Genomic DNA, 26,396 nt, shown 5'->3' on the forward strand with positions numbered 1-26,396 from the left:
TCGGTGAGCCGCGCGTTCCTTCATTTGGTCACAGGGGCGACGGGGCGCGCCGTCGAGGGGGAGGATAGAGGCGTGACGACTCTCGAGCAGCCCGACGCCGATGCCGCCGTCGGCCTCGTGCGGCAGTGGCTGCGGCAGACCGAGGGCGCTCCGACCGATGCCGGCGCGGCCCGACTCGCGGGGCTGCTGCAGGACGACGTAGGGCTCGAGTTCGCGATCGGTTTCGTCGACCGGGTGGCGCGACCCGACGACCTCGGCGTCGCGGCGCGCAATCTCGAGCAGCTCGCGCACCGCATCCCGAGCTTTCTGCCGTGGCCGCTGCGCGTGCTCATCGCTATCGGCGGCCCCCTCGCGCGCCTGCTGCCCTGGCCGATCGTGCCGATCGCGCGGCGCGTGCTGCGCGGCATGGTCGGGCACCTCGTCGTCGATGCGACCCCGACCCGCCTCGGGCGCACGCTTGACCGCCTGCAGGGCGAGGGTGACCGGCTCAACATCAACCTGCTCGGCGAGGCCGTGCTCGGCGACGGCGAGGCCGACCGGCGCCTCGCGGGCATCACCGAGCTCGTCAAGCGGCCCGACGTCGACTACGTCTCGGTCAAGGTCTCGGCCGTCGTCAGCCAGCTGAGCATGTGGGCCTTCGACGAGACCGTCGAGCGCGTCGTCGAGCGGCTCGTGCCCCTCTACGACACGGCGGCGCTCGGCGTCAATCCGGCCTTCCTCAACCTCGACATGGAGGAGTTCCGCGACCTCGACCTCACGATCGAGGTCTTCCAACGGCTGCTCGACCGGCCCTCGCTGCGCGGGTACGAGGCCGGCATCGTGCTGCAGGCCTACCTGCCCGAGGCGCTGCCCGCGCTCGACCGGCTCACGCTGTGGGCGCAGCAGCGCCGAGCGGCGGGCGGCGCGGGCATCAAGGTGCGCGTCGTCAAGGGCGCCAACCTCGCCATGGAGCGAGTGGATGCTGCGCTCCACGACTGGCCCGTCGCCGTGCTGCCCAGCAAACGCGACAGCGACGCCAACTACAAGCGCGTGCTCGAGGCCGCCCTGCGCCCCGATCGAGTGGATGCGGTGCGCATCGGCCTCGCCGGCCACAACCTGTTCGACATCGCGTGGGCATGGCTGCTCGCTAAGGCGCGCGGAGTGAGTGACCGCGTCGAGGTCGAGATGCTGCTCGGCATGGCGCCCGACCAGGCCGAGGCCGTGCGCCGGACCGTCGGGCACCTGCTGCTGTACACGCCCGTCGTGCACCCGCGCGACTTCGAGTCGGCCATCAGCTACCTGATCCGCCGGCTGGAAGAGAACGCGAGCACCGAGAACTTCCTCTCCGGGGTCTTCGAGCTCTCGCGCGACGCGGCCATCTTCGCGCGGGAGGAGCAGCGGTTCCGCGACTCGCTCGCGGCCTTCCAGGCGTCACCCGCCGCGCCCGCACCGCACCGCGTGCAGAACCGGCTCGACGAGCGACCCCTCGACGAGCCCGCCCCGCTGCCCGAGCCGGGCGGCGTGCGCACGGGCTTCACGAACGCCGCCGACACCGACGTCGCGCTGCCGGGCAACCGCGCGTGGGCCCGCGCGATCCTCGAGCGGGCCGCCACGACGACCCGCGGCGTCTCGCTCGTCGAGGTGAGCCGCGTCGCTTCGGTCGCCGCGATCGAACGCATCGTCGCCGAGACCCGGCAGGCCGCGGCCGGGTGGGCTGCGCGGTCGGTCGATGACCGTGCGGGCATCCTGCATCAGGCGGGGCGCATGCTCGCCGCCCGCCGCGCCGACCTGCTCGAGGTGATGGCGGCCGAGGCCGGCAAGGCGCTCGCCGAGGGCGACCCCGAGGTGAGCGAGGCCATCGACTTCGCGCACTACTACGCCGAGAGCGCGCGCGACCTCGCGCGTATCGACGACGCGACCTTCGCGCCCGTGCGCCTGACCGTCGTCGCGCCGCCCTGGAACTTTCCCGTCGCCATCCCCGCCGGGGGCGTGCTCGCGGCGCTCGCCGCGGGCAGCGCCGTCATCATCAAGCCCGCGCCGCAGACCCGCCGCAGCGCGGCCGTCATGGTCGACGCGCTGTGGGACGCGGGGGTGCCGCGCGACGTGCTGCGCTTCATCGACGTTCCCGAGAACGAGGTGGGGCAAGCGCTCATCGCGCACCCGGCCGTCGACCGGCTCGTGCTGACGGGGGCGTGGCAGACGGCCGAGTTGTTCCGCTCGTGGCGGGCCGACCTGCCGCTGCTCGCCGAGACGAGCGGCAAGAACGCCATCGTCATCACGCCGAGCGCCGACATCGACCTCGCCGTCGCCGACCTCGTGAAGTCAGCGTTCGGCCATGCCGGGCAGAAATGCTCGGCCGCGTCGCTCGCGATCCTCGTCGGCTCGGTCGCCACATCGGAGCGCTTCGAGCGCCAGCTCGTGGATGCCGTGCGCACGCTGCGCGTCGGTCGCGCCCTCGAGCCGACCACGGTCGTCGGGCCGCTCATCGAACGCGCTTCGGCAAAGCTGCTGCGGGCGCTCACGACGCTCGACGAGGGCGAGCAGTGGCTCGTCGAACCGCGGGCGCTCGACGCCTCGGGCGAGCTGTGGAGCCCCGGCGTGCGTCGCGGCGTCGCGGCGGGCAGCGCCGTGCACACCACCGAGTTCTTCGGCCCCGTGCTGGGCCTCATGCGCGCGCGCGACCTCGACGAGGCGCTCGACCTGCAGAACGCCACCGCGTTCGGGCTCACCGCCGGGCTGCACTCGCTCGACGCTGACGAGGTGGAGTACTGGCTCGACCACGTCGAGGCCGGCAACCTCTATGTGAACCGCGGCATCACGGGCGCGATCGTGCGGCGGCAGCCCTTCGGCGGCTGGAAGCGCTCGAGCGTCGGTGGATCAACCAAGGCCGGCGGGCCCTCGTACGTCATGGGCTTCGGGTCGTTCGCGCCCGTGCCGCGCAGCCCGAAAGAGAACCTGAGCCTGCGCGGACTCGACGAGGGAGTGCGCGAGGTGCTCGAGGCGAGCCAGCCGGGCCTCGACTTCACCGGCTTCGACGCCGCCCGCGCGGGCGCGCTGAGCGACCAGCGCGCGTGGCAGGACGAGTTCGGCGTGGCGCGCGACGACAGCCGGCTCGGATCCTCGGCCGGCTCCATCGTGGAGCGCAACCTCCTCCGGTACCGCCGCACGCCGGTCACCGTTCGGGCGGCCGAGGGCGCCGCGATGGCCGACGTCGTGCGCGTGCTGCTCGCAGCCGCGCGCGCCGGGTCGCGCCTCGACATCAGCAGCGCGGTGCCGCTGCCGGCGAGCCTGCTCGCGCTGCTCGACACCGGCGTCTCGGCGCTGCGTGCGGCCTCGATCGGGATCGAGACGGATGCGCGCTTCAGCGAGCGGATGCGCGAGGTGCGCCCCGCGCGCATCCGCGTCATCGCGCCGAACGGTGCGGAGGTCGCGCGCGCGCTGCACCATGCGCTCGAGGGTGACCCCGACGTCGCGATCTGGTCGGGAGCCGTGACGGCCGCGGGCCGCGTCGAGCTGCTGCCGTTCCTGCGCGAGCAGGCCGTGTCGATCACGGCGCACCGCTTCGGCAACCCGTTCCCGGCGATGGCCGAGCTCGAGCTGTAGATCAAAGGCTCAGCCGCGCTGGGCCGCGCGCACCAGGTCGAGCGCGGCCGCGTCGTCGAGCCCGAGCCGCCGAGCCTGGTCGACGAACGCGCGTGCGGCGAGCTGGGCCTGCTGCCGCCCGGCATCGCCCTGCGGCGCGACGAACGATCCGGCTCGACCGCGGGTCTCGATCACGCGATCGGTCTCGAGCTCGCGGTAGGCGCGGGCGACGGTGTTGACGGCGAGCCCCAGCTGCTCGGCGAGCGCGCGCACGGTCGGCAGCTTGGCGCCCGCGACGAGCTCTCCGGCCGCGACCGCGTCGCGCACCTGCACGCGCAGCTGCTCGAACGGCGGCGTCGCCGCACTCGCGTCGATCGTGAACCTCATGCGCCGAGCGTATCCGCGCGCGCTGTTCGCAACTCAGGCTGAGGGTCGCGATGTGCTGCCGTACTGACGCACATCGGGCCGTTCAGCATGAGTTGCGAAAAGCGCCCCGGGTCAGGGGGTCGGCGCGTGCCGTTCGAGAAAGCCGAGCACCTCGGTCTGGTCGACGCCGGGGAACGACTCGGTGGGCAGCGTCGCCAGCAGGCTGGCATGGATGCGCGCTTGCGGCCGCGCGCGCCCCGACCACCGCGCCGCGAGGTCGGCGGGCGCCCGGCGGCAGCACTCCGGCGAGGGGCAGGTCGACGCCCCGCGTCGGTCGGTCTCGCGCCCGCGGAACCACTTGACGTGCGCGAAGGGCGTGCCCACCGAGATCGAGAAGTCGCCCCCGGCTCCGGCCTCGATGCGCGAGGTGCACCAGTAGGTGCCCGTGGGCTTGTCGGTGTACTGGTGGTACGGGCTGAAGCGGTCGGGCTCGTCGAACACCTGGCGCGCCGACCACTTGCGGCACACGAGCTGCCCCTCGACCGCACCGAGCGCGTCGGTCGGAAACTGCACGCTGTCGTTCTCGTAGGCCTTCGCGAGCACGCCCTGCGAGCTGACCTTCAAGAAGTGCACGGGAATCTCGAGGTGCTCGGTCGCGAGGTTGGTGAACCGGTGGGCGGCCGTCTCGTACGAGACGGCGAAGGCGTCACGCAGGTCCTCCACCGCGAGCTCGCGGCGCTGCTTCGCGCGCTGCAGGAAGGCCACGGCATCGGCCTCGGGGATGAGCAGCGCGGCGGCGAGGTAGTTCGTCTCGACGCGCTGCGTCAAGAACTCGGCGTAGTCGCGCGGCTCCGATCGCCCGAGCACGTGGCCCGCGAGCGCTTGGAGGAGCGTCGTGCGAGCATCCCGCCCCGGAGCCGTCTGCACGGGCAGGTAGATGCGGCCGTGCTCGAGGTCGGTGACCGAGCGGGTCGAGGCGGGCAGGTCGCCGACGTAGTGCAGCGTGAAGCCGAGGTGCGCGGCGAGCTCGGCGGCGAGGCGCTGAGAGAGCGGGCCGCCCTCGTGCCCGACGGCCTTCAGCAGGTCGGCGGCCTGCTTCTCGAGCTCGCCGAAGTAGTTGCCGCGGGCGCGCATCGTGCGCCGCAGCTCGGTGTTGGCGCGCCGGGCCTCTTCGGGCGTCGCGGCGCGCTCGCTGTGCACGCGTTGCAGCTCGGCGTGCAGGGCGAGCACCGTGGCGATCGCCTCGTCGCTGAGGCTCTTGCGCAGGGGCAGGGGCGGGATGCCCAGACTCGCGAACAGCGGACCGGCCTGCACCCGTGCGAGCTCGACCTCGAGTGCCGCGCGTCCCGTGAGGGGTGCCGCACTCAGCAGCTCGTCGAGGCTCGCGCCCACCGCCCGCGCGATCGCCTGCAGCTCGCTGAGCTTGGCCTCGCGCTTGCCGTTTTCGAGCACGCTCAAGTGCGAGGTGGCGATGCCGACGGCCTCGGCGACCTCGGCGAGGGTCAGCCCCGCAGCGGTGCGCAGCGCGCGCAGGCGCTGGCCGAGGGTCAGGGCGTCGATCACCTCATCAGCATGGGTGCGGGCGAGCGGGGAATCGAGCATGTCGAGAGCCTGACAGCCCGAACTTTTCGGCGCAACTGAAATCTGCGGGTATTTCAGTCAAGAAGTCTCGGTCGAGGGGGGCGTTCTTCGCCCAGTGTGGCTGACACGACCTCGAACCACCGACCTTCAGGAGCACCTCATGACGCAGCACCAGCCGACCCGCCCGGGCGACCAGACCGAGACCGCCGCCGAGCTCGAGACCCGCTGGAAGACCGACGCGCGCTGGAACGGCGTGCGCCGCGACTACACCGCAGACGACGTCGTCGCGCTGCGCGGCCCCGTGCGCGAAGAGCGCACGCTCGCCCGCCGCGGCGCCGAGAAGCTGTGGCAGCAGATCCAGGCCAACACGGGCAACCCCGAGGAGTGGACCTACGCCCTCGGCGCCCTCACCGGCAACCAGGCCGTGCAGCAGGTGCGCGCCGGTCTCAAGGCCATCTACTTGAGCGGCTGGCAGGTCGCCGCCGACGCCAACCTCTCGGGCCAGACCTACCCCGACCAGAGCCTCTACCCGGCCAACTCGGTGCCCGCCGTCGTGCGCCGCATCAACAACGCGCTGCTGCGCGCCGGCCAGATCGAGCACGACGGCCGCGACTGGATGGCCCCCATCGTCGCCGACGCCGAGGCCGGCTTCGGCGGCCCGCTCAACGCCTACGAGCTCATGCACGGCATGATCGAGGCCGGCGCGGCGGGTGTGCACTGGGAGGACCAGCTCGCGAGCGAGAAGAAGTGCGGCCACATGGGCGGCAAGGTGCTCGTGCCGACGAGCCAGCACATCCGCACTCTCAACGCCGCGCGCCTCGCGGCCGACGTCGCCGACGTGCCCACCATCGTGATCGCGCGCACCGACTCGCTCGCCGCCAACCTCATCACGAGCGACGTGGATGACCGCGACAAGCCCTTCCTCACCGGCGGCCGCACGGCCGAGGGCTTCTACGAGGTCGAGCCCGGCATCGGTCCGGTGCTCGCGCGCGGGCACGCCTACGCCGAGTACGCCGACATGCTCTGGGTCGAGTCGAGCGAGCCCGACCTCGAGCTCGCGCGCACCTTCGCCGAGAGCATCCACAAAGAATTCCCCGGCAAGAAGCTCGCGTACAACTGCTCGCCGTCGTTCAACTGGAAGCGCCACCTCGACGACGACACCATCGCCAAATTCCAGCGCGAGCTGTCGGCCATGGGCTACGCGTTCCAGTTCATCACCCTCGCGGGCTTCCACTCGCTCAACCACTCGATGTTCGAGCTCGCAAGCGGCTACCGCGACCGCCAGATGAGCGCCTACGTCGAGCTGCAAGAGGCCGAGTTCGCCTCCGAGGCCCACGGCTACACCGCCACCAAGCACCAGCGCGAAGTGGGCACCGGCTACTTCGACCTCATCGCCACGGCTCTAAACCCCGAGAGCGCGACCCTGGCCCTCGTCGGCTCCACCGAGTCCGAGCAGTTCCACTAAGCCGACCGATCGAGACACACGGAGACGATCATGAACAATCTGACCACTGCATCACTGACCATCGCCGGCCCGATGCGGCCGCGCTACGACGAGATCCTGACGCCGGATGCCCTGGCCTTCGTCGAGCAGCTGCAGCACCGGTTCGCCGGCCGCCGCCACGAGCTGCTCGCCGAGCGCATGCAGCTGCGCTACGACCTCGGCAACGGCCGCGACCTGCGCTTTCTGCCTGAGACGGCATCCATTCGAGAGGATGCGGAGTGGCGCGTCGCCGGCGCCGGCCCCGGTCTCGTCGACCGTCGCGTCGAGATCACCGGCCCCTGCGACCCGAAGATGACGATCAACGCGCTCAACTCGCGCGCCAACGTGTGGCTCGCCGACCTGGAAGACGCGACGAGCCCGACGTGGGGCAACATCATCGAGGGGCAACTCTCGCTCAAGGATGCGATCCGCGACGAGCTCGAATACACCTCTCCCGAGGGCAAGCAGTACCGCGTCACCGCCGAGCGCACCCCGACGATCGTGATGCGCCCGCGCGGCTGGCACCTCGTCGAGAAGCACCTCGAGCACACCGACCGCAGCGGCCGCACCTACGCCGCGAGCGCGAGCCTCGTCGACTTCGGGCTGTACGTCTTCCACAACGCGCGCGAGCTCATCCTGCGCGGCAGGGGCCCGTACTTCTACCTGCCGAAGATCGAGAACCACCGCGAAGCGCGTCTCTGGAACGATGTGTTCACCTTCACCGAGGCCGAGCTCGGGCTGCCGCACGGCACCATCCGCGCGACGGTGCTCATCGAGACCTTCCCGGCCGCGTTCGAGATGGAGGAGATCCTCTACGAGCTGCGCGACCACTGCGCGGGGCTCAACGCGGGGCGCTGGGACTACGTCTTCTCGATCATCAAGAACTACCGCGGTCGGGGCCAGTGGTTCGTGCTGCCCGATCGCGACCGCATCCTCATGACCCTGCCGTTCATGCGCGCGTACACCGAGCTGCTCGTCAAGACGGCGCACAAGCGCGGCGCGCACGCGATCGGCGGCATGAGCGCGTTCATCCCGAACCGCCGCAGCCCCGAGGTGACCGAGCGGGCGCTCGAGCGGGTGGCCGCCGACAAGCGCCGCGAGGCCCGCGACGGCTTCGACGGCTCGTGGGTCGCGCATCCCGATCTCATCCCGACGGCGCGCGCCGAGTTCGACGCGGTGCTCGCCGACCGCCCGAACCAGCTCGACCGGCAGCGCGACGACGTGCACGTGACGGCGCGCGACCTGCTCGACATCCGCTCCGCGGGCGGCGAGGTCACCCTCGCGGGCGTGCGTGCGAACGTGTCGATCACGGTGCGCTACCTCGAGTCGTGGCTGCGCGGTGTGGGCGCCGCGGCGATCGACAACCTCATGGAAGACGCCGCGACGGCCGAGATCAGCCGCTCGCAGCTCTGGCAATGGATGCACCACGACCACGGCACGGTCGAGGGCGAGCCCATCACCCGTGAACTGGTCGAGGGGATGCTCGCCGACGTTCTCGCGCAGCTGCCCCGCCCCGAGGGCCACAAGCTGGTCGAGGCCGAAGAGGTGTTCCGCACGGTGACGCTGCAGGAGGATTTCCCGACCTTCCTGACGGTGCCTGCCTACACGCGGTTCCTCGTCGAGCGCGAGCAACCGCTGACGCAGGAGCCCGTGCGCGAGTTCGCCGCCGCCTGACAGCCCTGCACGCCGCCTTGATCGGCCGCCGCGACTACTGGTTGCGGCGGTCGATCAGGCGCGTGAGGATGATCGCGCTGCGCGTGTGGTCGACGTTGGGGGCGACGCGCACGCGCTCGAGGGCGTCTTCGAGCGAGGCGATGTCGCGCGAGCGGATGTGGACGATCGCGTCGGCGTCGCCCGTCACGGTGCCCGCGTCGACGACCTCGGGCACGGCCGAGAGGATGCGCCGCAGCTCGTCGGGCGCGACCGTACCGCGGCAGAACAGCTCGACGTAGGCCTCGACCGCCATGCCGTCGACCGCGGGGTCGACCTGCACGGTGAACGAGCGGATCACGCCGTCGGCCACGAGCCGATCGACGCGGCGCTTGACGGCCGAGGCTGAGAGCCCCACCACATCGCCGATGTCGCCGTAGCCCGCGCGGGCGTTCTGGCGCAGCTGGTCGATGATGCGGTAGTCGATGGCATCCATGACCGTGAGCGTAGCGCTCGGCTCGCGCTCAGCATCCTGAGTGGCGGGCGAGGTAAAGTAAGGCTAACCTTACCGACGGCGCGGTCGCTGTTCGGCAGCCGCCGCCGGTTTCCGTCCTCTCTACTCCTCTGGAGCATCCCCTCTTATGCGCGTCACCGCACCCCTCTCGCTCACCGCCCTCGCCGCCACCGGCCTGCTGCTCGCTGGCTGCGCCGCCCCGGTCGACACCGAGCAGCCCACCGAGCCCACCGCCGACGGCGCCTTCACGCTCTACTCGGGTCGCGACGAAGAGCTCGTGCAGCCGCTCATCGACCAGTTCGAGGCCGAGACGGGCATCGAGGTCGAGGTGCGCTACGGCAACACCGCCGAGCTCGGCGCGCTGCTGCTCGAAGAAGGCGACGCGAGCCCCGCCGACGTCTTTCTCTCGCAGGATGCCGGCGCGCTCGGCGCCCTCAGCCAGGCCGGGCTCTTCACGACCCTGCCCGCCGATGTGACCGACGCGGTGCCCGCGGGCTTCACCTCGACCGACGGCAGCTGGGTCGGCGTCACGGGCCGCGCGCGCGTCGTCGTCTTCGACGGCGAGCGCTTCACCGCCGACGAGCTGCCCGACGACATCGACGACTACGTCGACTCCGAGTGGAACGGCCGCGTGGGCGTCGCCCCCGGCAACGCGAGCTTCCAGTCGTTCGTCACCGCCCTGCGCGTGCTCGACGGTGAAGACGACGCGGCCGAGTGGGTCTCGGCGCTCGCCGGCAACAGTCCCCAGATCTTCGAGGGCAACAGCGCCATCCTCTCGGCCGTCGACGAGGGCGTGCTCGAGGTCGGGCTCATCAACCACTACTACTGGTACGGCCAGGCCGCCGAGGTCGGCGCCGAGAACATGCGCGCGCAGCTGAAGTTTCTCGAGGCCGGCGACGCGGGCTCGATCGTCAACGTGACCGGAGCGGGCATCCTGAACGGCGCCGCGACCGACGCCGACGCGCTCGAGTTCGTGCGCTACCTCGTCTCGCTCGAGGCGCAGACCTACTTCGTCGAGCAGACCTTCGAGTACCCGCTGCTGCCGGGCGTCGACGCGCCGGCCGGGCTGCCGAGCCTCGAGAGCCTGCTCAACCCCGAGCTCGACCTGAGTGACCTCGACGACCTCGCGGCCACGCAGCAGCTGCTCGCCGACGCCGGGCTGATCTAGCGCGGCTCGGGGACTTCCGTCCCTGCCCACCACCAGCAGAACCGTGATGCACTAGAACCATGACGATCGCGCCCGCGCGCACGACGACCGCCGAGGGGGGTCCGGATGCCCGGATCACCCCCGCGGCCTCGTCGCGTGCCGCGGGGCGCGGCCGGCCGCCGCTCGGGCTGCTCGCCGCCGCGCTCGTGGCCGCGGCGGCCGCGGCGATCCCGCTCGTGTACCTGTTCGTGCGCGCGACCGAGTCGGGGCTCGCCGCGATCGTCGAGACGCTCGCGCGCGGCCGCGTGCTCGAGTACGCCGCCAACTCGCTCGGCCTCGCTGCGGCCACGACGGCGACCGCGCTCGTGCTCGGCACCGCCGTCGCGTTCGTGCTCACGCGCGTGCGGGTGCCCTTCGCGCGCACGTGGCTGCTGATCTCGGCCCTGCCGCTCGCGGTGCCGTCGTACCTCGCGGGATACGGGTGGCTCGTGGTGATCCCCGGTCTCAATGGGTTCGTGCCGAGCTGGCTGCTGCTGACGGCGGTGACGGTTCCGTATGTGACGCTGCCGGTGGCGGCTGCCTTGCGCGGAGCATCCGGAGACCTCGAGGGCGTTGCGCGCACGCTGGGCCGCGGGCCGCTGCGCGCGTTCCTCGTCGCGACGTGGCCGAGCGTGCGACCCGCCGCGATCGCGGGCTCGCTGCTCGTGGCGCTCTACGCGCTGAGCGACTTCGGGCTCGTGGCGATGATGCGGTTTCCGACCCTGACGTGGGGCATCAACGCCGCCTACTCGGCGAGCTTCGACCGCGCGCAGGCGGCGACGCTCGCGCTGCTGCTCGTCGTGCTCGCGCTCGTCGTCGTGGCGGGCGAGCGCGCCGCGCGCCGCCAACTGCCGCGCGCGGCCGCTCGCGCCGTCGCGCCCCGAACGGTCGGCCGCGGGATGCTCGTCGCGCTGCTGCCCGTCGTCGCCGTCGCTCCACTCATCGGCGTGGGCGTGCCGCTGCTGGGGCTGCTCTCGCGCCTGCTCGAGGCGGCCACCCTGCGCGAGATCGACGTGCCCCGGCTGCTCGAAGCGGTCGGCTCGACGGTGGGGGTCGCCATCGCCGCGGCCCTGCTCGCCGTGCTGCTCGCGCTGCCGATCGCGGCGCTCGCCGCCCGCTACCGCGGCCGGCTCGTGACCGCGATCGAGTCGGTCGGCTACCTCGGGCACGCGCTGCCCGGCATCGTCGTGGGCCTCTCGCTCGTGTTCTTCTCGCTCGCGGTCGTGCCCGCGCTGTACCAGAGCATCGCCGTGCTCGTCTTCGCCTATGCCGTGCTGTTCATGCCGAAGGCGATCGGCACGATGCGCGCGGGCCTCGGCGACGTGCCGCCGCGGCTCGTCGCCGTCGCCCGCACGCTCGGCATGTCGCCGGTGCAGGCCTGGTGGCGCGTGACGGTGCCGCTCGCGCTGCCGAGCGTCGGCATCGGCGCCCTGCTGGTCGCCATCGCGACCATGAAAGAATTGCCGGCGACGCTGCTGCTGCGCCCGACCGGGGTGCAGACGCTCGCGACCGAGCTCTGGAACCGTACGGTCGTGTTTGAGTTCGGCGCGGCGGCGCCCTACGCGGCGCTGCTCGTGCTCGTCGCGGCGGTGCCCGCCGTGATCCTGTCGGGCGTGCGCAGTTCAGCCAAGGAGGAGTTGTGAGCGACCTCGTCGTCGACGGTGTGAGCGTGACCCACGGGTCGACGTTCGCGATCGACGACGTCTCGCTCAGCATCCGCAGCGGCGAGCTCGTCGCCGTGCTCGGGCCCTCGGGCTGCGGCAAGACCACCCTGCTGCTCTCGATCGCGGGGCTGCTGCCCGTGCAGAAGGGGTCGATCACGATCGGCGATCGCGAGATCTCGCGCCCCGGCCGCACGGTCGCGCCCGAGAAGCGCGGAGTGGGATGGGTGCCGCAGGAGGCCTCGCTCTTCCCGCACCTCTCGGTCGGCGAGAACATCGGCTTCGCGGTGCCGCGCGGTCGCGGTGCCCGACGCCGGTCGGGCTCCTTCCACTCCGAAGTTGTGGAAGTCGCGGGCACGGGTCACGCCGCCCCCTCGACGCGCGCGGCGCGGATCGCCGAGCTCGCGCAGCTCGTCGGCCTCGGCGACCTCACGGGCCGCGCCCCCAACCAGCTCTCGGGCGGGCAGGCGCAGCGCGTCGCCCTCGCCCGCGCGCTTGCCCCGCGACCCGACCTGCTGCTGCTCGACGAGCCCTTCGCCGCGCTCGACACCCAGCTGCGCACGGGGCTGCGCCGCGAGGTCGCCGAGCTGCTGCGCGACCAGGGCACCACCTCGCTGCTCGTCACCCACGACCAGGAGGAGGCGCTGACGCTCGCCGACCGCGTCGCCGTGCTGCGCGACGGGCACCTCGAGCAGTTCGGCACGCCGGAAGAGATCTACCAGCAGCCCGCGAGCGACTGGGTCGCCTCGTTCGTCGGCGACGTCGTCGAGCTGCCCGGCCAGTGGCGCGGCGGCCGCGTGCTGTGCGCGCTCGGCTCGGTCGAGGCGAGCGCCGTGGGCTTCACGCCCGCCGACGGCGACACCGTGCGGCTCATGCTGCGCCCCGAGTGGATCGTGCCGCGCCCCGACCTGCTCGCCCAGGCCGCCGCCGGCGCCGATGCACGCGTCGCGAGCATCTCGTACGCGGGCCACGACGCCATGATCACCGCCGACCTCGTCGACGGCCCCTCCGTGCTGCTGCGCATGGCCGCGCTCGAGCTGCCCGAGGTGGGCGACGACGTGCGGCTCGCGGTGCAGCGCCCTGGGCTCGCGTTCGCCGCGGCCTAGGCGGGCCCGCGGCTAGGCTCGCGGCATGAGCGACGCCGACGCCCCGAAGCCCGCGAACCCTGCTGAACTGCGCGCCAGGGCGGCCGTGCTCGACGCCGCCGACCCGCTCGCCGCGTACACGGCGCACTTCGTGCCGGGCGACGACCTCGTGGCCTACCTCGACGGCAACTCGCTCGGGCGCCCCGTGGCGAGCGTTCCCACCGCCCTCGACGACTTCGTGCGCACGCAGTGGGCCGGGCGACTCATCCGCGGCTGGGACGAGCTGTGGCTCACCCGCCCGGCCGAGCTGGGCGACCGCATCGGGGCGGCGTGCCTCGGCGCAGCATCCGGTCAGACGATCGTCGCCGACTCGACGAGCGTGCTCATCTTCAAGCTGCTGCGGGCCGCGATCGCCACACAGCAGACGGTCGACCTGGACCGCGACGAGCTCGTCATCCTGCGCGACGAGTTCCCCACCGACCGGTTCATCATCGAGCGCCTTGCCGACGATCACGGGCTGACGGTGCGGTGGGTGGATGCTCCGCTCGACGCCGGCATCACCCCCGAGCTCGCCGCCCAGGTCGTGGGCCCGCGCACCATCGCCGCGCTCTTCAGCGGGGTGGCCTACCGCAGCGCGTGGTGGGCCGACATGCCGGCGGTCACGGCGACCGTGCAGGCCGCGGGCGCCCTCGTCATCTGGGATTGCTCGCACGCCGTCGGGTCTGTTCCCCTCGAGTTCGACGCCTGGGGAGTCGACTACGCCGTGGGCTGCTCGTACAAGTACTTGAACGGCGGCCCGGGCGCCCCGGCCTGGGCCTACGTCGCCGCGCGGCACCACGACACCCTGCGCAATCCGATCCCCGGCTGGCTCGGCGCGGCCGCACCCTTCTCGATGACCGAGGGCTACACGCCCGCGCCCGGCATCGGCTCGCTCGTGAGCGGCACCCCGCCCATTCTGACGATGGTGGCGCTCGGCGAGATGCTGTCGCTCATCGAGGTCGCCACCATCGCGGCGATCCGCGAGAAGTCGATCGCGCTGGCCTGCTATGCGATCGAGCTCGTCGACACGCTCATCCCGGCGGCGACCGTGAGCACTCCGCGCGAAGCCGCCCGCCGCGGCAGCCACCTCACGATCGACCACCCGAACTCCGCGGTCGCGGTCGAGCGGCTGTGGGCGCAGGGCATCATCCCCGACTTCCGTCACCCGAGCGGCGTGCGCATCGGCCTCTCGCCGCTCAGCACGAGCTTCGCCGAGGTCGAGCGGGGCATCCGCGCCCTCGCCGACGCTCTCTCGTAGCCTGCAGTTTTCTCCCAGATCTGGGCCAAAACGGCGCAAGCACGACCACGATGCGCCCTTTTGCCCCAGATCTGGGGCAGGAGGGCGCGCGCGATCAGCGCGAGAGCGTCGCGAACTTGCGGATCGACAGCGGCACGAACACGAGCAGCAGCACCGCGACGCCGATGAGCACCGTCGCGATGGGGTTCTGCGCGGGCCAGGCGTCGCCGACGACGGTGCCGGGCGGCACGTTGCCGAAGAGCTCGCGCGCCGACTGCACGAGGGCCGAGACGGGGTTCCACTCGGCGAAGATGCGCAGCGGCGTGGGCAGGTTCTCGCTCGGCACGAAGGCGTTCGAGATGAAGGTCAGCGGGAAGAGGATGAGGAACGAGGCGTTGTTGATGATCTCGGGACTCTTCACCGCCATGCCGAGGAACGCCATGACCCACGAGAACGCGTAGGCGAACAGCAGCAGCAGGGCGACACCGGCGAGAAATTCGAGCGGCGATGTGTTGACGCGCCAGCCGACGGCGAGACCGGTGAGCATCATCACGATCATCGAGAGCGCGTTGATGGCGAGGTCGCCGTTCGTGCGCCCGACGAGCACGGCCGCGCCGCTCATGGGCAGCGTGCGGAACCGGTCGATGATGCCGTCTTTGAGGTCTTGCGCCATCGCCGAGCCCGAGTAGGTCGAGCCGAACACGACCGTCTGCGCGAAGATGCCCGCCATCAAGAACGACGTGTAGCCGTCGCCGGGAATGTCGATCGCGGCCCCGAACACGTAGGTGAACAGCAGCACGAACATGATCGGCTGAATCAGGCTGAACAGCAGGATCTCGGGCACCCGGATGATCTTCATGAGGTTGCGCCACGTCGTCACCCAGCCGTCGCTGAGAAAGCGCGAGACCGCGGTGCCGGGCACCGGCTGCAGGGTTCGGGATGCCGCGCTCGAGGTCGCGGCCCGATCAGTCAGGGCGCTCATGCCGCACTCTCCGTGGTCTCGTCGGTCTCGTCGGCCACGTGGCCGGTCAGTTGCAGGAACACATCATCGAGGGTCGGACGCCGCATGCCCGCATCGTGCAGCGCGATGCCCGCCGCCGATGCCGCGGCCATGATCGCCGCGAGGGCCGAGGGGCCGTCGTCGACCGGCACCACCCAGGTGCGCCCACCCGTGACGACGGGCTCGCCCGTGCCATGGCTCGCGAGCAGGCTGCGCACAGCATCCCCGTCGCTCTCGTCGACGACGGTGAGGGCGACCCGCTGCCCGCCGACCGAGGCCTTGAGCTCGTCGGCGGTGCCGCGCGCGATGACCCGGCCGTTGTCGATGACCGAGATCGAGTCGGCCAGGCGGTCGGCCTCTTCGAGGTACTGCGTCGTCAGCAGCACGGTGGTGCCGTCGGAGACGAGGCGCTCGATGACGTCCCACAGGCCGATGCGGCTGCGCGGATCGAGGCCCGTCGTGGGCTCGTCGAGAAAGAGCACGGGCGGCTTGATGACGAGCGCGCCCGCGAGGTCGATGCGCCGGCGCATGCCGCCCGAGTAGCCCTTGACCGGGCGGTTCTGGGACTCGACGAGATCGAACAGCTCGATGAGTTCGCTCGCCCGCTGCCGCGCCACCTTCGCGCCGAGGTGGTAGAGCCGGCCGACCATCATGAGGTTCTCGAGACCCGTGAGGTTCTCGTCGACGGCGGCGTACTGCCCGCTCGCCCCGATCATGCGTCGCACGGCCTGGGGGTCGGCGAGCACGTCGACGCCGTCGATCACCGCGCGACCGGAGTCGGGCGAGATCAGCGTGGTCAGCACCTTGACGGTCGTGGTCTTGCCGGCGCCGTTGGGCCCGAGCAGCGCGGTGACGGTGCCCTGCGGCACCTCGAGGTCGAGGCCGTCGAGCGCGCGCACGACGGGCGCGCCCTTGGGGCTGTAGGTCTTGACGAGCCCGGAGGCTTCGATGAATGCCATGCGCGGATGCTACTCGCCCGGGGTGACGCTGGGGAGGCGCGGGTAGCGTGGGGGGCATGCCCGACCCGAGTGCGCTGACCCCCGACCTGCTGCAGCGCATTCGCGAGCGCGCTCCGGGCTACGACGAGCGCAACGCGTTCTTCGCCGAGGATCTCGACGAGCTGCGCGCCGCGGGCTATCTGGCGCCCCGGGGCTTGAGCGCCGCATCCGACGATCAGAGACTTCTCGCCGCCCATGCGCCCGCCACCGCGCTGGGCCTGACGATGCACCTCGTGTGGATGGGCGTGGCGCGCGACCTTCTCGCCACCGGCGACGCGAGCCTGCAGTGGGTGCTCGACGACGCCGAGCGCGGCGAGCTCTTCGCCTTCGCCATCAGCGAGGCCGGCAACGACCGGGTCATGAGCGATTCGCTCACGCGGGTCGAGCGCGCCGAGAGCGGGTGGGCGTTCACGGGCACGAAGATCTTCACGACCCTCTCACCCGCGTGGACGCGGCTCGGCGTGCTCGGCCGGCACGACCCCGCCGACGGGTCGGAGCCGAGCATCGTGCACGGCTTCCTGACGCGCGAGTCTGGCGGCGAGGCTGCGGGCGTCACGATCACGCCCGACTGGAACACCCTCGGCATGCGCGCGACGCAGAGCCACACGACCCGCCTCGAGGGCGCCGTCGTGCGCGACGAGCACGTGGCGCGCGTGCTGCCGGTCGGGCCGAGCGGCGATGCGTTCACGCTCGCGATCGCGGCCAACTTTCACACCCTCATCGCGAGCGTCTACGCCGGCATCGCCGATCGCGCGCTCGAGCTGGCCGTCGAGAGCGCCGAGCGCCGCACGAGCCTGCGCGCGGGCGGTTCGCCGCAGGCGCACGACCCCGACCTGCGCTGGCGCATCGCGGATGCCGCGCTCGCCCTCGACGCGCTGGCCCCGCAACTGCGGGCGGTCGCCCGCGATCGCGACCAGGGTGTGGATCGGGGTGCGCGGTGGTTCCGCGACCTGGCGGGCCTCAAGCACCGCAGCGTCGAGACCGCGCGGCACGTCGTCGACCAGGCGATGCGCGTGGCGGGCGGTGGCGCCTATCGCGCCACCAGCGAGCTGAGCCGGCTGCAGCGCGACGTGCTCGCGGGCATCTACCACCCGAGCGACACCGAGGCCGTGCACGCGACCGTCGCCGCCGACCTGCTGGGGCCGCTGCCGTGACCGTGCACGAGTTCGACCTCACCCTGCCCGACGGGCGCACGCTGCACGGATACGAGTGCGACGGCGACGGCGTGGCCGTCATGTGGCACCACGGCACGCCCAACACGGGTGCCCCGCCGCGGCCGCTGCTCGAGCTCGCCGAGGAGCTCGGCCTGCGCTGGGTGTCGTTCGACCGCCCGGGCTACGGCGGGTCGAGCCCGCACCCCGGCCGCACGGTCGCAAGCGTCGCGCGTGACGCGATGGCGCTCGCCGATGCGCTCGACCTCGAGCGCTTCGCCGTGGTGGGGCACTCGGGCGGCGGGCCCCACGCGCTCGCGTGCGCGGCTGTGCAGCCCGCACGCGTGATCGCCGCCGTCGGCCTCGGCGGCCTCGCACCCTTCGACGCCGTCGGCCTCGACTGGTTCGCAGGTCTGGGGCCGACGAGCCACGCCTCGCTGCGCGCCGCGGCGGCGGGCAGGGAGGGCAAGCGGGCGCACGAGCAGCAGCACGCCGACGCCCCGATCGACTTCACGGCCGACGACTGGGCAGCGCTCAGCGGAGAGTGGGGCTGGCTCGGCGAGGTCGCCGCGGCGGGCATGGCCTCGGGGATCGATGCCCTCATCGACGACGATGTCGCCTACGTCACGCCGTGGGGCGTCGACCTGGACGCGATCGTCGCGCCCGTGCTGCTCGCGCACGGGGCCGACGACCACGTCGTGCCCGCGAGCCACTCGGGGTGGCTGGCCCATCACATCCGGGGCGCCGAGCACTGGCGGCTCGACGGCGAGAGCCACATCTCGTCGCTCGCGGCCGAGCACCACGGCGCCGACGACGCGTTGCGCTGGCTCGCCGAGCGCGTGCGGGGCTCCGTCGTCGCCCCCGCCGACTGAGCGGGCTGAGTCGGGGCCTCAGGCCGCGATGATCGTGACCCCGCGCTGCGCGAGGCGCTGCAGCACGGGGTGGTCGGGCTCGGCGTCGGTGATGACGCCCGCGATCTCGTCGAAGGCGAGCACGTCGAAGGCCGACGCCGCGCCGACTTTCTCACGGCTCGCGAGCACGAACACGTCGGCGGCGCGGTCGGCGAGCGCGCGCTTGACCGCGGCTTCGTCGAGGTCGCCGGTGGTGAGTCCGCCCTCATCGTGCACGCCCGTCACGCCCATGAAGAACTGGTCGGCGCGCACGCGCGACGCGGCCTCGACGAGCGCGGCCCCCGTCGCCACGACGGAGTGCTTGAAGATGCGCCCGCCGAGCATGATCACGTCGGCCGATGGATGCTGCGCCAGCGCCGCCGCGACCGTCGGGCTGTGCGTCACGATCGTCGCGCGCAGCCCCGGCGGCAGGGCGTGCGCGAGCGCGAGCGCGGTCGAGCCCCCGTCGATGAGTACGGTCGAGCCCTCGCGGATGAGCGCCGCGGCCGCGCGCGCCACCCGCCGCTTGTTCTCGGGAGCGATCGACTGCCGGGCGGTGTAGTCGGCGAGGGCGGGCGAGACGGGCAGCGCGCCGCCGTAGACCCGCTGCAGCAGGCCCTCGGCCGCGAGCTCGCGCAGGTCTTTGCGAATGCTGTCTTCGGCGAGCCCGAGCTCGGCCGCGACCTGCTTGGCGATGATCGCCCCATCGCGCTGCAGCCGCTCGAGCAAGAAGTCGCGGCGTTCGGCGGCGAGCATCGGGCCTCCTCGGCCTAGTCATCTTGTTTAATCGCGTTTATTCATGTTACATCGTGTTCATGACGATCGCCACCGACCGACCCCTGCTCATCCTCATCGCCGGCCCGTACCGCTCGGGCACGGGCGACGACCCCGCTCTCATGGCGGCCAACCTGCGACGGCTCGAAGCGGCCGCCTGGCCGCTGTTCGCGAAGGGCCACGTGCCCATGATCGGCGAGTGGGTCGCGCTGCCCGTGCTCGATAGCGCCGGAGCCGACGTGTTCTCGCCGCTCGCGAGCGAGGTGCTGTATCCGACCGCCGAGCGCCTGCTGCAGCACTGCGACGCCGTTCTGCGGTTGCCAGGGCAGTCGGCGGGGGCCGACGAGGATGTGCGCATCGCGCGCGAGCGGGGCATCCCGGTCTACACGTCGATCGAGCAGGTGCCGCAGCGCGCCGCGTGAGGCGAAAGCCCCGGCAGCGCGCGGCTCAGTCGACCCAGCCGAGCTCGCGCAGCCACTCTTCGCAGTCGCGCGTCCAGTGCGCGGCGATACCGGCGTGGTCGCCGCCCTCGATTCCCGCGACGAGACCGAGCCCGTGGCGGCCACGCGGGTACACGTGCAGCGCGTGCGGCACGTCGTGGCGGGCGAGCGCCTGCACCAGCCGATACGGATGCTCGAGCGGCACCGACTCGTCCTCCGCCGTGTGCCACACGAAGGTCGGGGGCATGCTCGGCGTCACGAGGCGCTCGACCGAGGTCGCGGCGCGCGCCCACGGGGTCGCCCAGCGCCCGAGCAGCTCGCGCCGCGAGCCCCCGTGCGTGGGTGTGAGCATCGAGGCGACCGGGTAGCAGAGCACCGCCAGGTCGACGAGGCCGAGCGCGGCGCCGTGACCGGCGAGGTGGCCGCCGGCCGAGAAGCCCAGCACTCCGAGCCGCTCGACGCCGGCGGCACGCAGTTCGTCGGTGCGCATCCGCAGCGCGTCGATCGGGCCGGGGTGGCGCGTTTTCACGGGGTACGCGAGCACGCTCGACTCGAGGCCGAGCGAGCGCAGCCACGCGGCGACGGGTTCGCCCTCGTGCGCGGCGCGGAAGGCGTAGCCGCCTCCGGGCAGCACGATGATGTGCGGGCGAGGGTCGCTCATCGGCCGGTGAAGGTGGCGTTCAGCAGCTCGTCGATGTCGACGCCGACATCGGGCTCGGTGGTGTCGAGGCGGTTGCTGAGCAGCACGACGCAGCGGCCGGTGTGCCGCGACACCCAGAATTGCGAGCGGCACCAGCCCTCGTGGCCGTAGGTGCTGTGGTCGAGCAGGCTCGGCCGGTAGGGCAGGTTGAAGCCGATGCCGAAGTCCTCCGGGTGCCGCGTGCGGTTCGGGTCGATGACCGGCAGGCCGCTCGTGCGCGGGCGCAGCATGGCTTCGAGCGTCACGCGGTGCACGACGGCGTCATCGCCCATGATGAGCGAGCGGCCCAGGGCGAGCAGGTCGCTCGCGCGGGCGGCGGCACCGGCGGCGGGGTGCCGCAGCGCGCGCAGGCCGTCGACGTCGTGCCCGTAGCGCTCGGCGCCGTGCACGTGGTGCACGTCGTCGGTGTCGAACGAGAGGCCCTCGGCGCCAATCGCCGCGGCGAGGTCGCCGAACTCGCTCTCGAACGCGCGGCCCGTGGCGTGCTCGACGAGCGCGGTCACGCCGGCCCAGGTGAGGTTGGTGTAGCGCCGCGCCGTGCCGGGGGCGAACTCGAGCGGGGCGCGCTCGATGCCCTCGCGCAGCGTCGTGGCACCGCCGTGGGTGCTCGTCGAGCCGCCGCCCTCGAGCGTCAGCTCGGCGACCCCGGAGGTGTGGCTTGCGAGGTGGGCGAGGGTGACCTCGGGGCTGACGAAGCCCGGCAGAGCATCCCGCAATGGGGTCTCGGTGGTGAGCAGTCCGCGCTCGACGGCGCGCATCGCGGTGAGGGCGACGAGCGGTTTGGTGACCGAGTAGAGGGCGAAGCGGTCGTCGACGTGGGCGGTGCGCCCGCTGACCGGGTCGGTGCCGAACGCGGCGACATCGACGACGCCGTCGAGGTCGACGATACCGAGCACGGCGACGGGCAGGCGGCCGGCCTCGACGTGGCGGCGGGTCCAGTCGGCGGCGGTGCCGAACGCGGTGGTGGCGGTCATGGATGCTCCGGTCAGGGTCGGTCGGGTCAGCTCAGCTGCGGCAGCACGTCGGCCGCGATGACGTCGAGGTGCTCGAGGTCGGTCATGTCGACCGTCTGCAGATAGAGGCGGTCGACGCCGAGCTCGCGAAGCGCGCCGATGCGGTCGACGACCTCGGCGGGGGTGCCGACGAGGCGCTCGCCGTGGTCCGACTCGGGGTCGATGCCGACGGCGGCGCAGCGCCGCGCGATCTCGGCGGCGTCGCGACCGACGACGGTGGGCCAGGCGGCCGAATATTGCAGTGTGGCCGGGTCACGCTCCTCCTCAACGCAGATCGCGCGCACATTCGCGAGTACCTCGGCGAAGCCCTCGAGGGTGCGGAAGCCGATGTTGAACTCGGTCGCGTAGCGCGCGGCCAGCTGGGGCGTCTTGCGCGGTCCGCCGCCGCCGGCGATGACGGGCATGCGCTCTTGCACGATCTTCGGCAGCGCGGGCACGTCGACGAGCCGGTAGTGGTTGCCTTCGAATGAGTAGGTGGCGCCGTCGGGGGTGGCCCAGTAGCCGGTCACGATGGCGAGCTGCTCTTCGAGCATGCCGAACCGCTTGTCGGGGAAGGGGATGCCGAAGGCTTCGTGCTCGCGCGCGTACCAGCCGGTGCCGAGCCCGAACTCGGCGCGGCCGCCCGACATCTGATCGACCTGCGCCACCTGCACGGCGAGGATTCCCGGGTGCCGGTGTGTGGCCGAACTGACGAGCGTGCCGAGGCGGATCGTGCTCGTCTCGCGGGCGAGCGCGGCGAGGGTCGTCCAGGCGTCGGTGGGGCCGGGAAGGCCGTCGCCGTCGCCCATGACGAGGTAGTGGTCGCTGCGGAACCAGGCGTGGAAGCCGAGGGCCTCGGCGCGCTGCGCGTGGGCGACGATCGTGTCGTACGTGGCGCCCTGCTGGGGCTCGGTGAAGATGCAGTACTGCATTGTTCGAGCCTACGACGCGGTCGTCGCATGGATGCCCGCTTTAGGTATGATCTAACGCATGACCCGCACCGCGATCGTCACCGGAGGGCTGAGCGGCCTCGGTGCCGCGACGGCCGAGCGCCTCGCGGCCGACGGCATCCGCGTCATCACGCTCGATATGGCGCCGGGCGCCGACCACCAGCTCGACATCAGCGACGACGCGGCCGTGGCGGCAGTGGCCGCGGCGGTCGGGCCCGTCGACATCCTCGTCAACTGCGCGGGAATCGTCGGGCCGAACAAACCGCTCATCGAGACGACCGCCGACGAGTGGCGTCGCACGGTCGACGTCAACGTCATGGGCACCGTCGCGACGATCCGCGCGTTCGCGCCCGGCATGGTGGCGGCCGGCTGGGGCCGCATCGTCAACGTCGCGTCGATGGCGGGCAAAGACGGCAACCCCAACCTCGCCGCCTACTCGGCGACGAAAGGCGCGGTCATCGCTCTGACCAAGTCGGTCGGCAAAGAGCTGGCGCAGACCGGCGTGCTCGTCAACGTCATCGCGCCCGCCGTGATCGACACCCCCATGAACGCGAAGACCGACCCGGCGGTGTTGCAGTACATCACCGACCTCATCCCGATGAAGCGCGTCGGCCGACCCGACGAGTTCGCCGAGCTCGTGGCGTTCTTGACCTCCGATCGGTTGAGCTTCTCGACGGGCGCCGTCTACGACCTCAGCGGTGGCCGCGCCACCTACTGATCCGCTTCCACAACTTCGGAAGGGGAGCCGCGCGCGATCCGGCCCCGCTTCCACAACTTCGGAATGGAAGGCACTGCGATGAAGCTCATGCGCCTCGGCCCCGCGGGCCACGAGAAGCCCGTCGTGCGCGTCGACGACACCCACTACGTCGACGTCAGCGACCTCACGCCCGACTTCGACGAGCGCTTCTTCGGTGAGACGGCGACGGGGGGCGGGATGCTCGGCCTCGAGCAGGTCGTCGCGCAGCGCATCGCGGCCGGCGCCGTGCATCCATTCGTCGGCGAGAGGGTTGGCGCCCCGATCGCCCGCCCGCACCAGATCTTGTGCATCGGGCTCAATTACTCCGACCACGCGGCCGAGTCGGGCATGGCTGTGCCCGACGAGCCGATCCTGTTCACGAAGAGCCCCAACACGCTCGTGGGGCCGCACGACGACGTGCGCATGCCGCGCGGTGCGACGAAGCTCGACTGGGAGGTCGAGCTCGGCATCGTGATCGGCGCGCGTGCGAGCTATCTCGACAACCCCGAGCAGGCGAAGGACCACATCGCCGGCTACGTCGTCGTGAACGACGTGAGCGAGCGGGCGTTCCAGATCGAGCGCGGCGGGCAGTGGGCGAAGGGCAAGTCGGCCGAGACGTTCAACCCGGCCGGGCCGTGGCTCGCGACCCCCGACGAGCTCGACGACGTGATGCAGCTGGGCATGTGGCTCGACGTCAACGGGCAGCGGCGGCAGACCGGCTCGACGGCGACGATGATCTTCGACCCTTTCGTGATCGTGCACTACCTGAGCCAGTTCCTCGTGCTCGAGCCCGGCGACCTCATCAACACGGGTACCCCGCCCGGGGTCGGGCTCGGCATGACGCCGCCGACCTACTTGGCAGTCGGCGACGTGATGACGCTCGGCATCGACGGCCTCGGCGAGCAGCGGCAGACCGTCATCGCGCCGCGCTGAGCCGATTCACCGCGGGCGAGCGCCGGGCGGCCCTCAGCGCGAGCTGACGACGTCGAGCACGGTGCGCACGCGCGGCAGGGCATCCCGCACCCGGTGCGCGAGGTCGGGGCCGTCGTCGTCGGCCAGCCAGGCGTGCAGCTCGCGCACGAAAATGGCGAAGCCGATCGCCGAGAGCACCTCGGCGTGCTCGTCGGCGAAGCCGCGGTCGATGAGCGTGGTCGTGACGCCCCGCTGCCAGCGCGCCTGCTTGGCGAGCTCGCGGCCGGCGAGCGAGACTTCGGTGTCGATGATGCGCTGGCGGGCGCGCAGCTGGTCGCGCGCGGGCTGCATGACCTCGGCGAGCGACGAGAGCGCGCGGCTCATGAGCGCCTCGGCGGCGACGGGCCCGGTCGGCTCGGCGATCGTCGCGATGAGGTGCGGCATCAGGGAGTCGTCCTCGGAGAAGAGCACCTCTTCTTTATCGCCGAAGTGCCGGAAGAAGGTGCGCGCCGTCACGCCCGCGCGGGCCGCGATCTCGTCGACCGTCGTCGCCGCGTAGCCGTGCTCGCCGAACAGGCTCATCGCGGCGTCGACGAGCCGCGTGCGCGAGTCCTCAGGCCAGCGGGGCATGCCGTCGATCCTACTCTTGTGTCACATGATGACATCACCTAGCCTGGCGGTATGACAGTTCATGACATCACTCATCCCACCGTGCTCCTCACGGGGCCGACGAGCGGCATCGGCGTCGGCATGCTGCGCGCTCTGCTGCGGCACCCGGCCCGCCCCCACCTCGTCCTGCTCGCCCGCAATGCGACGGCACTGGATGCTGCGCTCGACCAGGCGCGCACCGCGGGCCTCACCGCCCACGGCGTGAGCGTCGACCTCGCCGACCTGTCGTCGGTGCAGGAGGCGCTCGCCGAGGTGCGCGCGCTCATCGATGCCGGCACGATCGCGCCCCTCGACGCCGCCCTGCTCAACGCCGGCACGCAGTTCATGTCGCGCGCGACGCTCGGCGCGCAGGGCCACGAGCGCACCTTCACCATCAACGTCATCGCGCAGCACCTGCTCGTGACGGGGCTCGCGCCGCTGCTCGCCGCCGACGGCCACGTCGTCGTCATGGGCTCGTCGACGCACCGCGGCAAGAAGCAGTCGTTCAACCTCATTCCCGATCCGCAGTGGCAGGCGCCCGAGCTGCTCGCGACGGCCGACCCGGCCGAGGCCCCCACTGAGGCAAAGGGCCGCGAGCGCGGCGGCATCGCCTACGCCTCGAGCAAGCTCGCCCTCGTGACCGCCGCGCACGTCTGGGCCGAGCGCCTCGCCGCCACGGGGCGACGCCTCAACACCTACGACCCCGGCCTCACCGTGCGCACGGGCCTCGTGCGCGACATGTCGGCGTTCCGCTACTGGGTGTGGCGCTGGATCATGCCCGTCATGGCCCTGCACCCCAAGGCGACGACCGCGCGCATCACCGGGCGGCACGCCGTCGAGCTCGCGCTCGGCGACACCTTCGCCGACCTCAACGACGCCTACATCGAGATCGGCGTGCTCACCTGGGCCGAGCAGGTCACTTACGAGCCCGAGCGGCAGCGCGAGCTCATGACGTGGCTCGACGAGGCGATCGCACCGTTCGTCTCGGCGACCGATCAGCGGCACCCGCAGGGGGCCTGAGGCCGTGCTGCTCGTCTCGCTGCTGCTCAACATCGTCGTTCTCGTGCCGGTCATCGGCTCGCTCGCGGCTCGCGCGCCTTAGATCGTGCGGGCCTGGGGCGAGCGCACGCCGGCGCGCGACATCCTGCTCGCGATCTATATCGCGATCCTCACCGCCTCGATCGCCCTGCTCGCGGTCGTCGCGACGGTCGGGCTCTCGGTCGCCGTGGAGGCCGCCGCGATCGCGCTGTTCGCCGCGCAGATCGTCTACAAGGTGCTGACGGCGGTGCTGGTGCAGGATGCCCTGCGCAACCCCGTCGTCATCTCGAACCTGCTCATCGCCGTCGTGCACGGCGTCACGGTCGTGACGCTCGCACCAGCGCTGCTGGGGTGAACAGCTCGGATCAGCCCGCGTCGAGCGTCGCGAACGCCTCGGCGATCATCGCCTCGAGCTCGGCGAGGTCGACCGTGGCGAGGTCGGTGATCGTTACCGCGGCGGCGCCGACCTTTGCCTTGCCGAGCCGACCGGCGTACTTCTTCGTCAGGTAGGCGCCATCGGCGACGGCGTTGACGTAGAGGCTCAGGTGCTTCTGCTGGGCGGCGAGCCCGACGAGGAACCACTCGACGGGCGGACCCTTCGGCCGCGGCTGCTCGATGCGCGCGTAGCCGATGATCTTCTGCTCGGTGCCGCCCCAGAACACGCCCTCCCAGAGCTCGCGCTCGTGAGAGCCCAGGTGCGTGCGGACGAGGGCGTCAAGCGCGACCATGTCGTCGCGCTGAGCATCCGGGAGCCCGGCGAGGAAGGCGTCGACGTCGGCACCGGTGCGTTCCATGGGCGCGAGT

The 26,396-nt window shown here is 72.0% G+C and carries 25 protein-coding genes; 14 read left to right on the forward strand and 11 right to left on the reverse strand.

Translation table 11 applies throughout. The features are described from left to right. The first annotated feature begins 72 nt into the window (after positions 1-72). Positions 73-3,582 (forward strand): proline dehydrogenase family protein, encoded by a 3,510-nt coding sequence (locus tag ACK4HH_RS02465; protein ID WP_409648028.1) that lies wholly within the window; start codon positions 73-75, stop codon positions 3,580-3,582. A gap of 9 nt (positions 3,583-3,591) precedes the next feature. Here ACK4HH_RS02465 and ACK4HH_RS02470 read toward each other — a convergent pair whose 3' ends face one another. Further along, positions 3,592-3,948, reverse strand: coding sequence for a GntR family transcriptional regulator (locus tag ACK4HH_RS02470; protein WP_409648029.1), 357 nt, complete (start codon positions 3,946-3,948; stop codon positions 3,592-3,594). A gap of 111 nt (positions 3,949-4,059) precedes the next feature. Next, on the reverse strand, positions 4,060-5,529 hold the full coding sequence (locus tag ACK4HH_RS02475) for a helix-turn-helix domain-containing protein (protein ID WP_409648031.1): 1,470 nt from the start codon (positions 5,527-5,529) through the stop codon (positions 4,060-4,062). A gap of 139 nt (positions 5,530-5,668) precedes the next feature. On the opposite strand from ACK4HH_RS02475, the gene aceA reads away from it, so the two are divergent. Next, entirely contained in the window at positions 5,669-6,973 is a 1,305-nt protein-coding gene (aceA, locus tag ACK4HH_RS02480) for an isocitrate lyase (RefSeq protein WP_409648033.1), read from the forward strand. Between the two features lie 30 nt (positions 6,974-7,003). Then, positions 7,004-8,665: a malate synthase A gene (gene aceB / locus ACK4HH_RS02485; protein WP_409648035.1), complete on the forward strand. Its 1,662-nt coding sequence runs from the start codon at positions 7,004-7,006 to the stop codon at positions 8,663-8,665. Between the two features lie 34 nt (positions 8,666-8,699). Here aceB and ACK4HH_RS02490 read toward each other — a convergent pair whose 3' ends face one another. Continuing rightward, positions 8,700-9,137, reverse strand: coding sequence for an Lrp/AsnC family transcriptional regulator (locus tag ACK4HH_RS02490; RefSeq protein ID WP_409648037.1), 438 nt, complete (start codon positions 9,135-9,137; stop codon positions 8,700-8,702). Positions 9,138-9,282: 145 nt separating this feature from the next. On the opposite strand from ACK4HH_RS02490, the gene ACK4HH_RS02495 reads away from it, so the two are divergent. Genes ACK4HH_RS02495 through ACK4HH_RS02510 form a run of 4 tightly spaced genes read left to right on the forward strand, consistent with a single transcriptional unit; the run spans position 9,283 to position 14,384 of the window. After that, positions 9,283-10,323, forward strand: a complete 1,041-nt coding sequence (locus tag ACK4HH_RS02495; RefSeq protein WP_409648039.1) for an iron ABC transporter substrate-binding protein — start codon at positions 9,283-9,285, stop codon at positions 10,321-10,323. Between the two features lie 59 nt (positions 10,324-10,382). Continuing rightward, a complete protein-coding gene (locus ACK4HH_RS02500) occupies positions 10,383-11,984 on the forward strand; it encodes an ABC transporter permease (RefSeq protein ID WP_409648041.1) in 1,602 nt (533 codons plus the stop codon). Next, positions 11,981-13,108 carry an ABC transporter ATP-binding protein gene (locus ACK4HH_RS02505; RefSeq protein ID WP_409648043.1) on the forward strand — a complete coding sequence of 376 codons (1,128 nt, stop codon included), beginning with the start codon at positions 11,981-11,983 and terminating at the stop codon, positions 13,106-13,108. The genes ACK4HH_RS02500 and ACK4HH_RS02505 overlap by 4 nt, the downstream gene beginning before the upstream one ends. Before the next feature lie 25 nt (positions 13,109-13,133). Then, positions 13,134-14,384, forward strand: coding sequence for a kynureninase (locus ACK4HH_RS02510; protein WP_409648045.1), 1,251 nt, complete (start codon positions 13,134-13,136; stop codon positions 14,382-14,384). A gap of 94 nt (positions 14,385-14,478) precedes the next feature. Here ACK4HH_RS02510 and ACK4HH_RS02515 read toward each other — a convergent pair whose 3' ends face one another. Together ACK4HH_RS02515 and ACK4HH_RS02520 are read right to left on the reverse strand one after the other, a co-directional pair. Further along, positions 14,479-15,345, reverse strand: coding sequence for an ABC transporter permease (locus ACK4HH_RS02515; RefSeq protein WP_409648047.1), 867 nt, complete (start codon positions 15,343-15,345; stop codon positions 14,479-14,481). Continuing rightward, positions 15,342-16,322 carry an ATP-binding cassette domain-containing protein gene (locus ACK4HH_RS02520; RefSeq protein WP_409648048.1) on the reverse strand — a complete coding sequence of 327 codons (981 nt, stop codon included), beginning with the start codon at positions 16,320-16,322 and terminating at the stop codon, positions 15,342-15,344. Before ACK4HH_RS02520 ends, ACK4HH_RS02515 begins: the two co-directional genes overlap by 4 nt. Positions 16,323-16,378: 56 nt before the next feature. Between ACK4HH_RS02520 and ACK4HH_RS02525 the strand changes: the two genes are divergently transcribed. Next, positions 16,379-17,515 carry an acyl-CoA dehydrogenase family protein gene (locus ACK4HH_RS02525; protein WP_409648050.1) on the forward strand — a complete coding sequence of 379 codons (1,137 nt, stop codon included), beginning with the start codon at positions 16,379-16,381 and terminating at the stop codon, positions 17,513-17,515. Next, positions 17,512-18,384, forward strand: a complete 873-nt coding sequence (locus tag ACK4HH_RS02530; protein ID WP_409648052.1) for an alpha/beta fold hydrolase — start codon at positions 17,512-17,514, stop codon at positions 18,382-18,384. Before ACK4HH_RS02525 ends, ACK4HH_RS02530 begins: the two co-directional genes overlap by 4 nt. 18 nt (positions 18,385-18,402) lie before the next feature. Here the strand turns inward: ACK4HH_RS02530 and ACK4HH_RS02535 are convergent, their stop codons facing one another. Then, on the reverse strand, positions 18,403-19,158 hold the full coding sequence (locus ACK4HH_RS02535) for a DeoR/GlpR family DNA-binding transcription regulator (RefSeq protein ID WP_409648053.1): 756 nt from the start codon (positions 19,156-19,158) through the stop codon (positions 18,403-18,405). Between the two features lie 59 nt (positions 19,159-19,217). On the opposite strand from ACK4HH_RS02535, the gene ACK4HH_RS02540 reads away from it, so the two are divergent. Further along, positions 19,218-19,598, forward strand: a complete 381-nt coding sequence (locus tag ACK4HH_RS02540) for a DUF4406 domain-containing protein (protein ID WP_409648055.1) — start codon at positions 19,218-19,220, stop codon at positions 19,596-19,598. A gap of 25 nt (positions 19,599-19,623) precedes the next feature. Here the strand turns inward: ACK4HH_RS02540 and ACK4HH_RS02545 are convergent, their stop codons facing one another. The 3 genes from ACK4HH_RS02545 to ACK4HH_RS02555 are packed head-to-tail and all read right to left on the reverse strand — an operon-like array spanning position 19,624 to position 22,240. After that, positions 19,624-20,277: an alpha/beta hydrolase gene (locus ACK4HH_RS02545; protein WP_409648057.1), complete on the reverse strand. Its 654-nt coding sequence runs from the start codon at positions 20,275-20,277 to the stop codon at positions 19,624-19,626. Then, the gene (locus ACK4HH_RS02550) at positions 20,274-21,290 is read right to left on the reverse strand and encodes a serine hydrolase domain-containing protein (protein WP_409648059.1); all 1,017 of its coding nucleotides are present in this window, start codon (positions 21,288-21,290) and stop codon (positions 20,274-20,276) included. Before ACK4HH_RS02550 ends, ACK4HH_RS02545 begins: the two co-directional genes overlap by 4 nt. Before the next feature lie 26 nt (positions 21,291-21,316). Beyond that, positions 21,317-22,240 carry an LLM class F420-dependent oxidoreductase gene (locus tag ACK4HH_RS02555; protein WP_409648061.1) on the reverse strand — a complete coding sequence of 308 codons (924 nt, stop codon included), beginning with the start codon at positions 22,238-22,240 and terminating at the stop codon, positions 21,317-21,319. Positions 22,241-22,298: 58 nt separating this feature from the next. On the opposite strand from ACK4HH_RS02555, the gene ACK4HH_RS02560 reads away from it, so the two are divergent. Beyond that, complete coding sequence (locus tag ACK4HH_RS02560) at positions 22,299-22,976, forward strand: SDR family NAD(P)-dependent oxidoreductase (RefSeq protein ID WP_409648063.1); 678 nt, start codon at positions 22,299-22,301, stop codon at positions 22,974-22,976. A 78-nt stretch (positions 22,977-23,054) separates the two neighbouring features. Then, complete coding sequence (locus ACK4HH_RS02565) at positions 23,055-23,927, forward strand: fumarylacetoacetate hydrolase family protein (protein WP_409648196.1); 873 nt, start codon at positions 23,055-23,057, stop codon at positions 23,925-23,927. Between the two features lie 33 nt (positions 23,928-23,960). Here ACK4HH_RS02565 and ACK4HH_RS02570 read toward each other — a convergent pair whose 3' ends face one another. After that, complete coding sequence (locus ACK4HH_RS02570) at positions 23,961-24,536, reverse strand: TetR/AcrR family transcriptional regulator (protein ID WP_409648064.1); 576 nt, start codon at positions 24,534-24,536, stop codon at positions 23,961-23,963. Positions 24,537-24,587: 51 nt separating this feature from the next. Between ACK4HH_RS02570 and ACK4HH_RS02575 the strand changes: the two genes are divergently transcribed. Both ACK4HH_RS02575 and ACK4HH_RS02580 read left to right on the forward strand, forming a co-directional pair. Continuing rightward, a complete protein-coding gene (locus ACK4HH_RS02575; RefSeq protein WP_409648066.1) occupies positions 24,588-25,574 on the forward strand; it encodes an SDR family NAD(P)-dependent oxidoreductase in 987 nt (328 codons plus the stop codon). Positions 25,575-25,659: 85 nt separating this feature from the next. Next, positions 25,660-25,947 carry a hypothetical protein gene (locus ACK4HH_RS02580; RefSeq protein ID WP_409648068.1) on the forward strand — a complete coding sequence of 96 codons (288 nt, stop codon included), beginning with the start codon at positions 25,660-25,662 and terminating at the stop codon, positions 25,945-25,947. 10 nt (positions 25,948-25,957) lie between these two features. Here ACK4HH_RS02580 and ACK4HH_RS02585 read toward each other — a convergent pair whose 3' ends face one another. After that, positions 25,958-26,386: a hypothetical protein gene (locus tag ACK4HH_RS02585; RefSeq protein WP_409648070.1), complete on the reverse strand. Its 429-nt coding sequence runs from the start codon at positions 26,384-26,386 to the stop codon at positions 25,958-25,960. Between the last annotated feature and the right edge of the window lie 10 nt (positions 26,387-26,396).

Origin of the sequence: Microcella sp., assembly GCF_046296455.1 — a bacterium.
In the GTDB taxonomy this organism is placed as follows: Bacteria; Actinomycetota; Actinomycetes; order Actinomycetales; family Microbacteriaceae; genus Microcella.

Excerpts from the sequence above, each read along its gene's own strand:
- ACK4HH_RS02470 (WP_409648029.1), bottom strand. The coding sequence starts at position 3,948 with ATGAGGTTCACGATCGACGCGAGTGCGGCGACGCCGCCGTTCGAGCAG.
- ACK4HH_RS02475 (WP_409648031.1), bottom strand. The coding sequence starts at position 5,529 with ATGCTCGATTCCCCGCTCGCCCGCACCCATGCTGATGAGGTGATCGAC.
- aceA (WP_409648033.1), top strand. The coding sequence starts at position 5,669 with ATGACGCAGCACCAGCCGACCCGCCCGGGCGACCAGACCGAGACCGCC.
- aceB (WP_409648035.1), top strand. The coding sequence starts at position 7,004 with ATGAACAATCTGACCACTGCATCACTGACCATCGCCGGCCCGATGCGG.
- ACK4HH_RS02490 (WP_409648037.1), bottom strand. The coding sequence starts at position 9,137 with ATGGATGCCATCGACTACCGCATCATCGACCAGCTGCGCCAGAACGCC.
- ACK4HH_RS02495 (WP_409648039.1), top strand. The coding sequence starts at position 9,283 with ATGCGCGTCACCGCACCCCTCTCGCTCACCGCCCTCGCCGCCACCGGC.
- ACK4HH_RS02500 (WP_409648041.1), top strand. The coding sequence starts at position 10,383 with ATGACGATCGCGCCCGCGCGCACGACGACCGCCGAGGGGGGTCCGGAT.
- ACK4HH_RS02510 (WP_409648045.1), top strand. The coding sequence starts at position 13,134 with ATGAGCGACGCCGACGCCCCGAAGCCCGCGAACCCTGCTGAACTGCGC.
- ACK4HH_RS02515 (WP_409648047.1), bottom strand. The coding sequence starts at position 15,345 with ATGAGCGCCCTGACTGATCGGGCCGCGACCTCGAGCGCGGCATCCCGA.
- ACK4HH_RS02520 (WP_409648048.1), bottom strand. The coding sequence starts at position 16,322 with ATGGCATTCATCGAAGCCTCCGGGCTCGTCAAGACCTACAGCCCCAAG.
- ACK4HH_RS02525 (WP_409648050.1), top strand. The coding sequence starts at position 16,379 with ATGCCCGACCCGAGTGCGCTGACCCCCGACCTGCTGCAGCGCATTCGC.
- ACK4HH_RS02535 (WP_409648053.1), bottom strand. The coding sequence starts at position 19,158 with ATGCTCGCCGCCGAACGCCGCGACTTCTTGCTCGAGCGGCTGCAGCGC.
- ACK4HH_RS02540 (WP_409648055.1), top strand. The coding sequence starts at position 19,218 with ATGACGATCGCCACCGACCGACCCCTGCTCATCCTCATCGCCGGCCCG.
- ACK4HH_RS02545 (WP_409648057.1), bottom strand. The coding sequence starts at position 20,277 with ATGAGCGACCCTCGCCCGCACATCATCGTGCTGCCCGGAGGCGGCTAC.
- ACK4HH_RS02550 (WP_409648059.1), bottom strand. The coding sequence starts at position 21,290 with ATGACCGCCACCACCGCGTTCGGCACCGCCGCCGACTGGACCCGCCGC.
- ACK4HH_RS02555 (WP_409648061.1), bottom strand. The coding sequence starts at position 22,240 with ATGCAGTACTGCATCTTCACCGAGCCCCAGCAGGGCGCCACGTACGAC.
- ACK4HH_RS02560 (WP_409648063.1), top strand. The coding sequence starts at position 22,299 with ATGACCCGCACCGCGATCGTCACCGGAGGGCTGAGCGGCCTCGGTGCC.
- ACK4HH_RS02565 (WP_409648196.1), top strand. The coding sequence starts at position 23,055 with ATGAAGCTCATGCGCCTCGGCCCCGCGGGCCACGAGAAGCCCGTCGTG.
- ACK4HH_RS02570 (WP_409648064.1), bottom strand. The coding sequence starts at position 24,536 with ATGCCCCGCTGGCCTGAGGACTCGCGCACGCGGCTCGTCGACGCCGCG.
- ACK4HH_RS02575 (WP_409648066.1), top strand. The coding sequence starts at position 24,588 with ATGACAGTTCATGACATCACTCATCCCACCGTGCTCCTCACGGGGCCG.
- ACK4HH_RS02585 (WP_409648070.1), bottom strand. The coding sequence starts at position 26,386 with ATGGAACGCACCGGTGCCGACGTCGACGCCTTCCTCGCCGGGCTCCCG.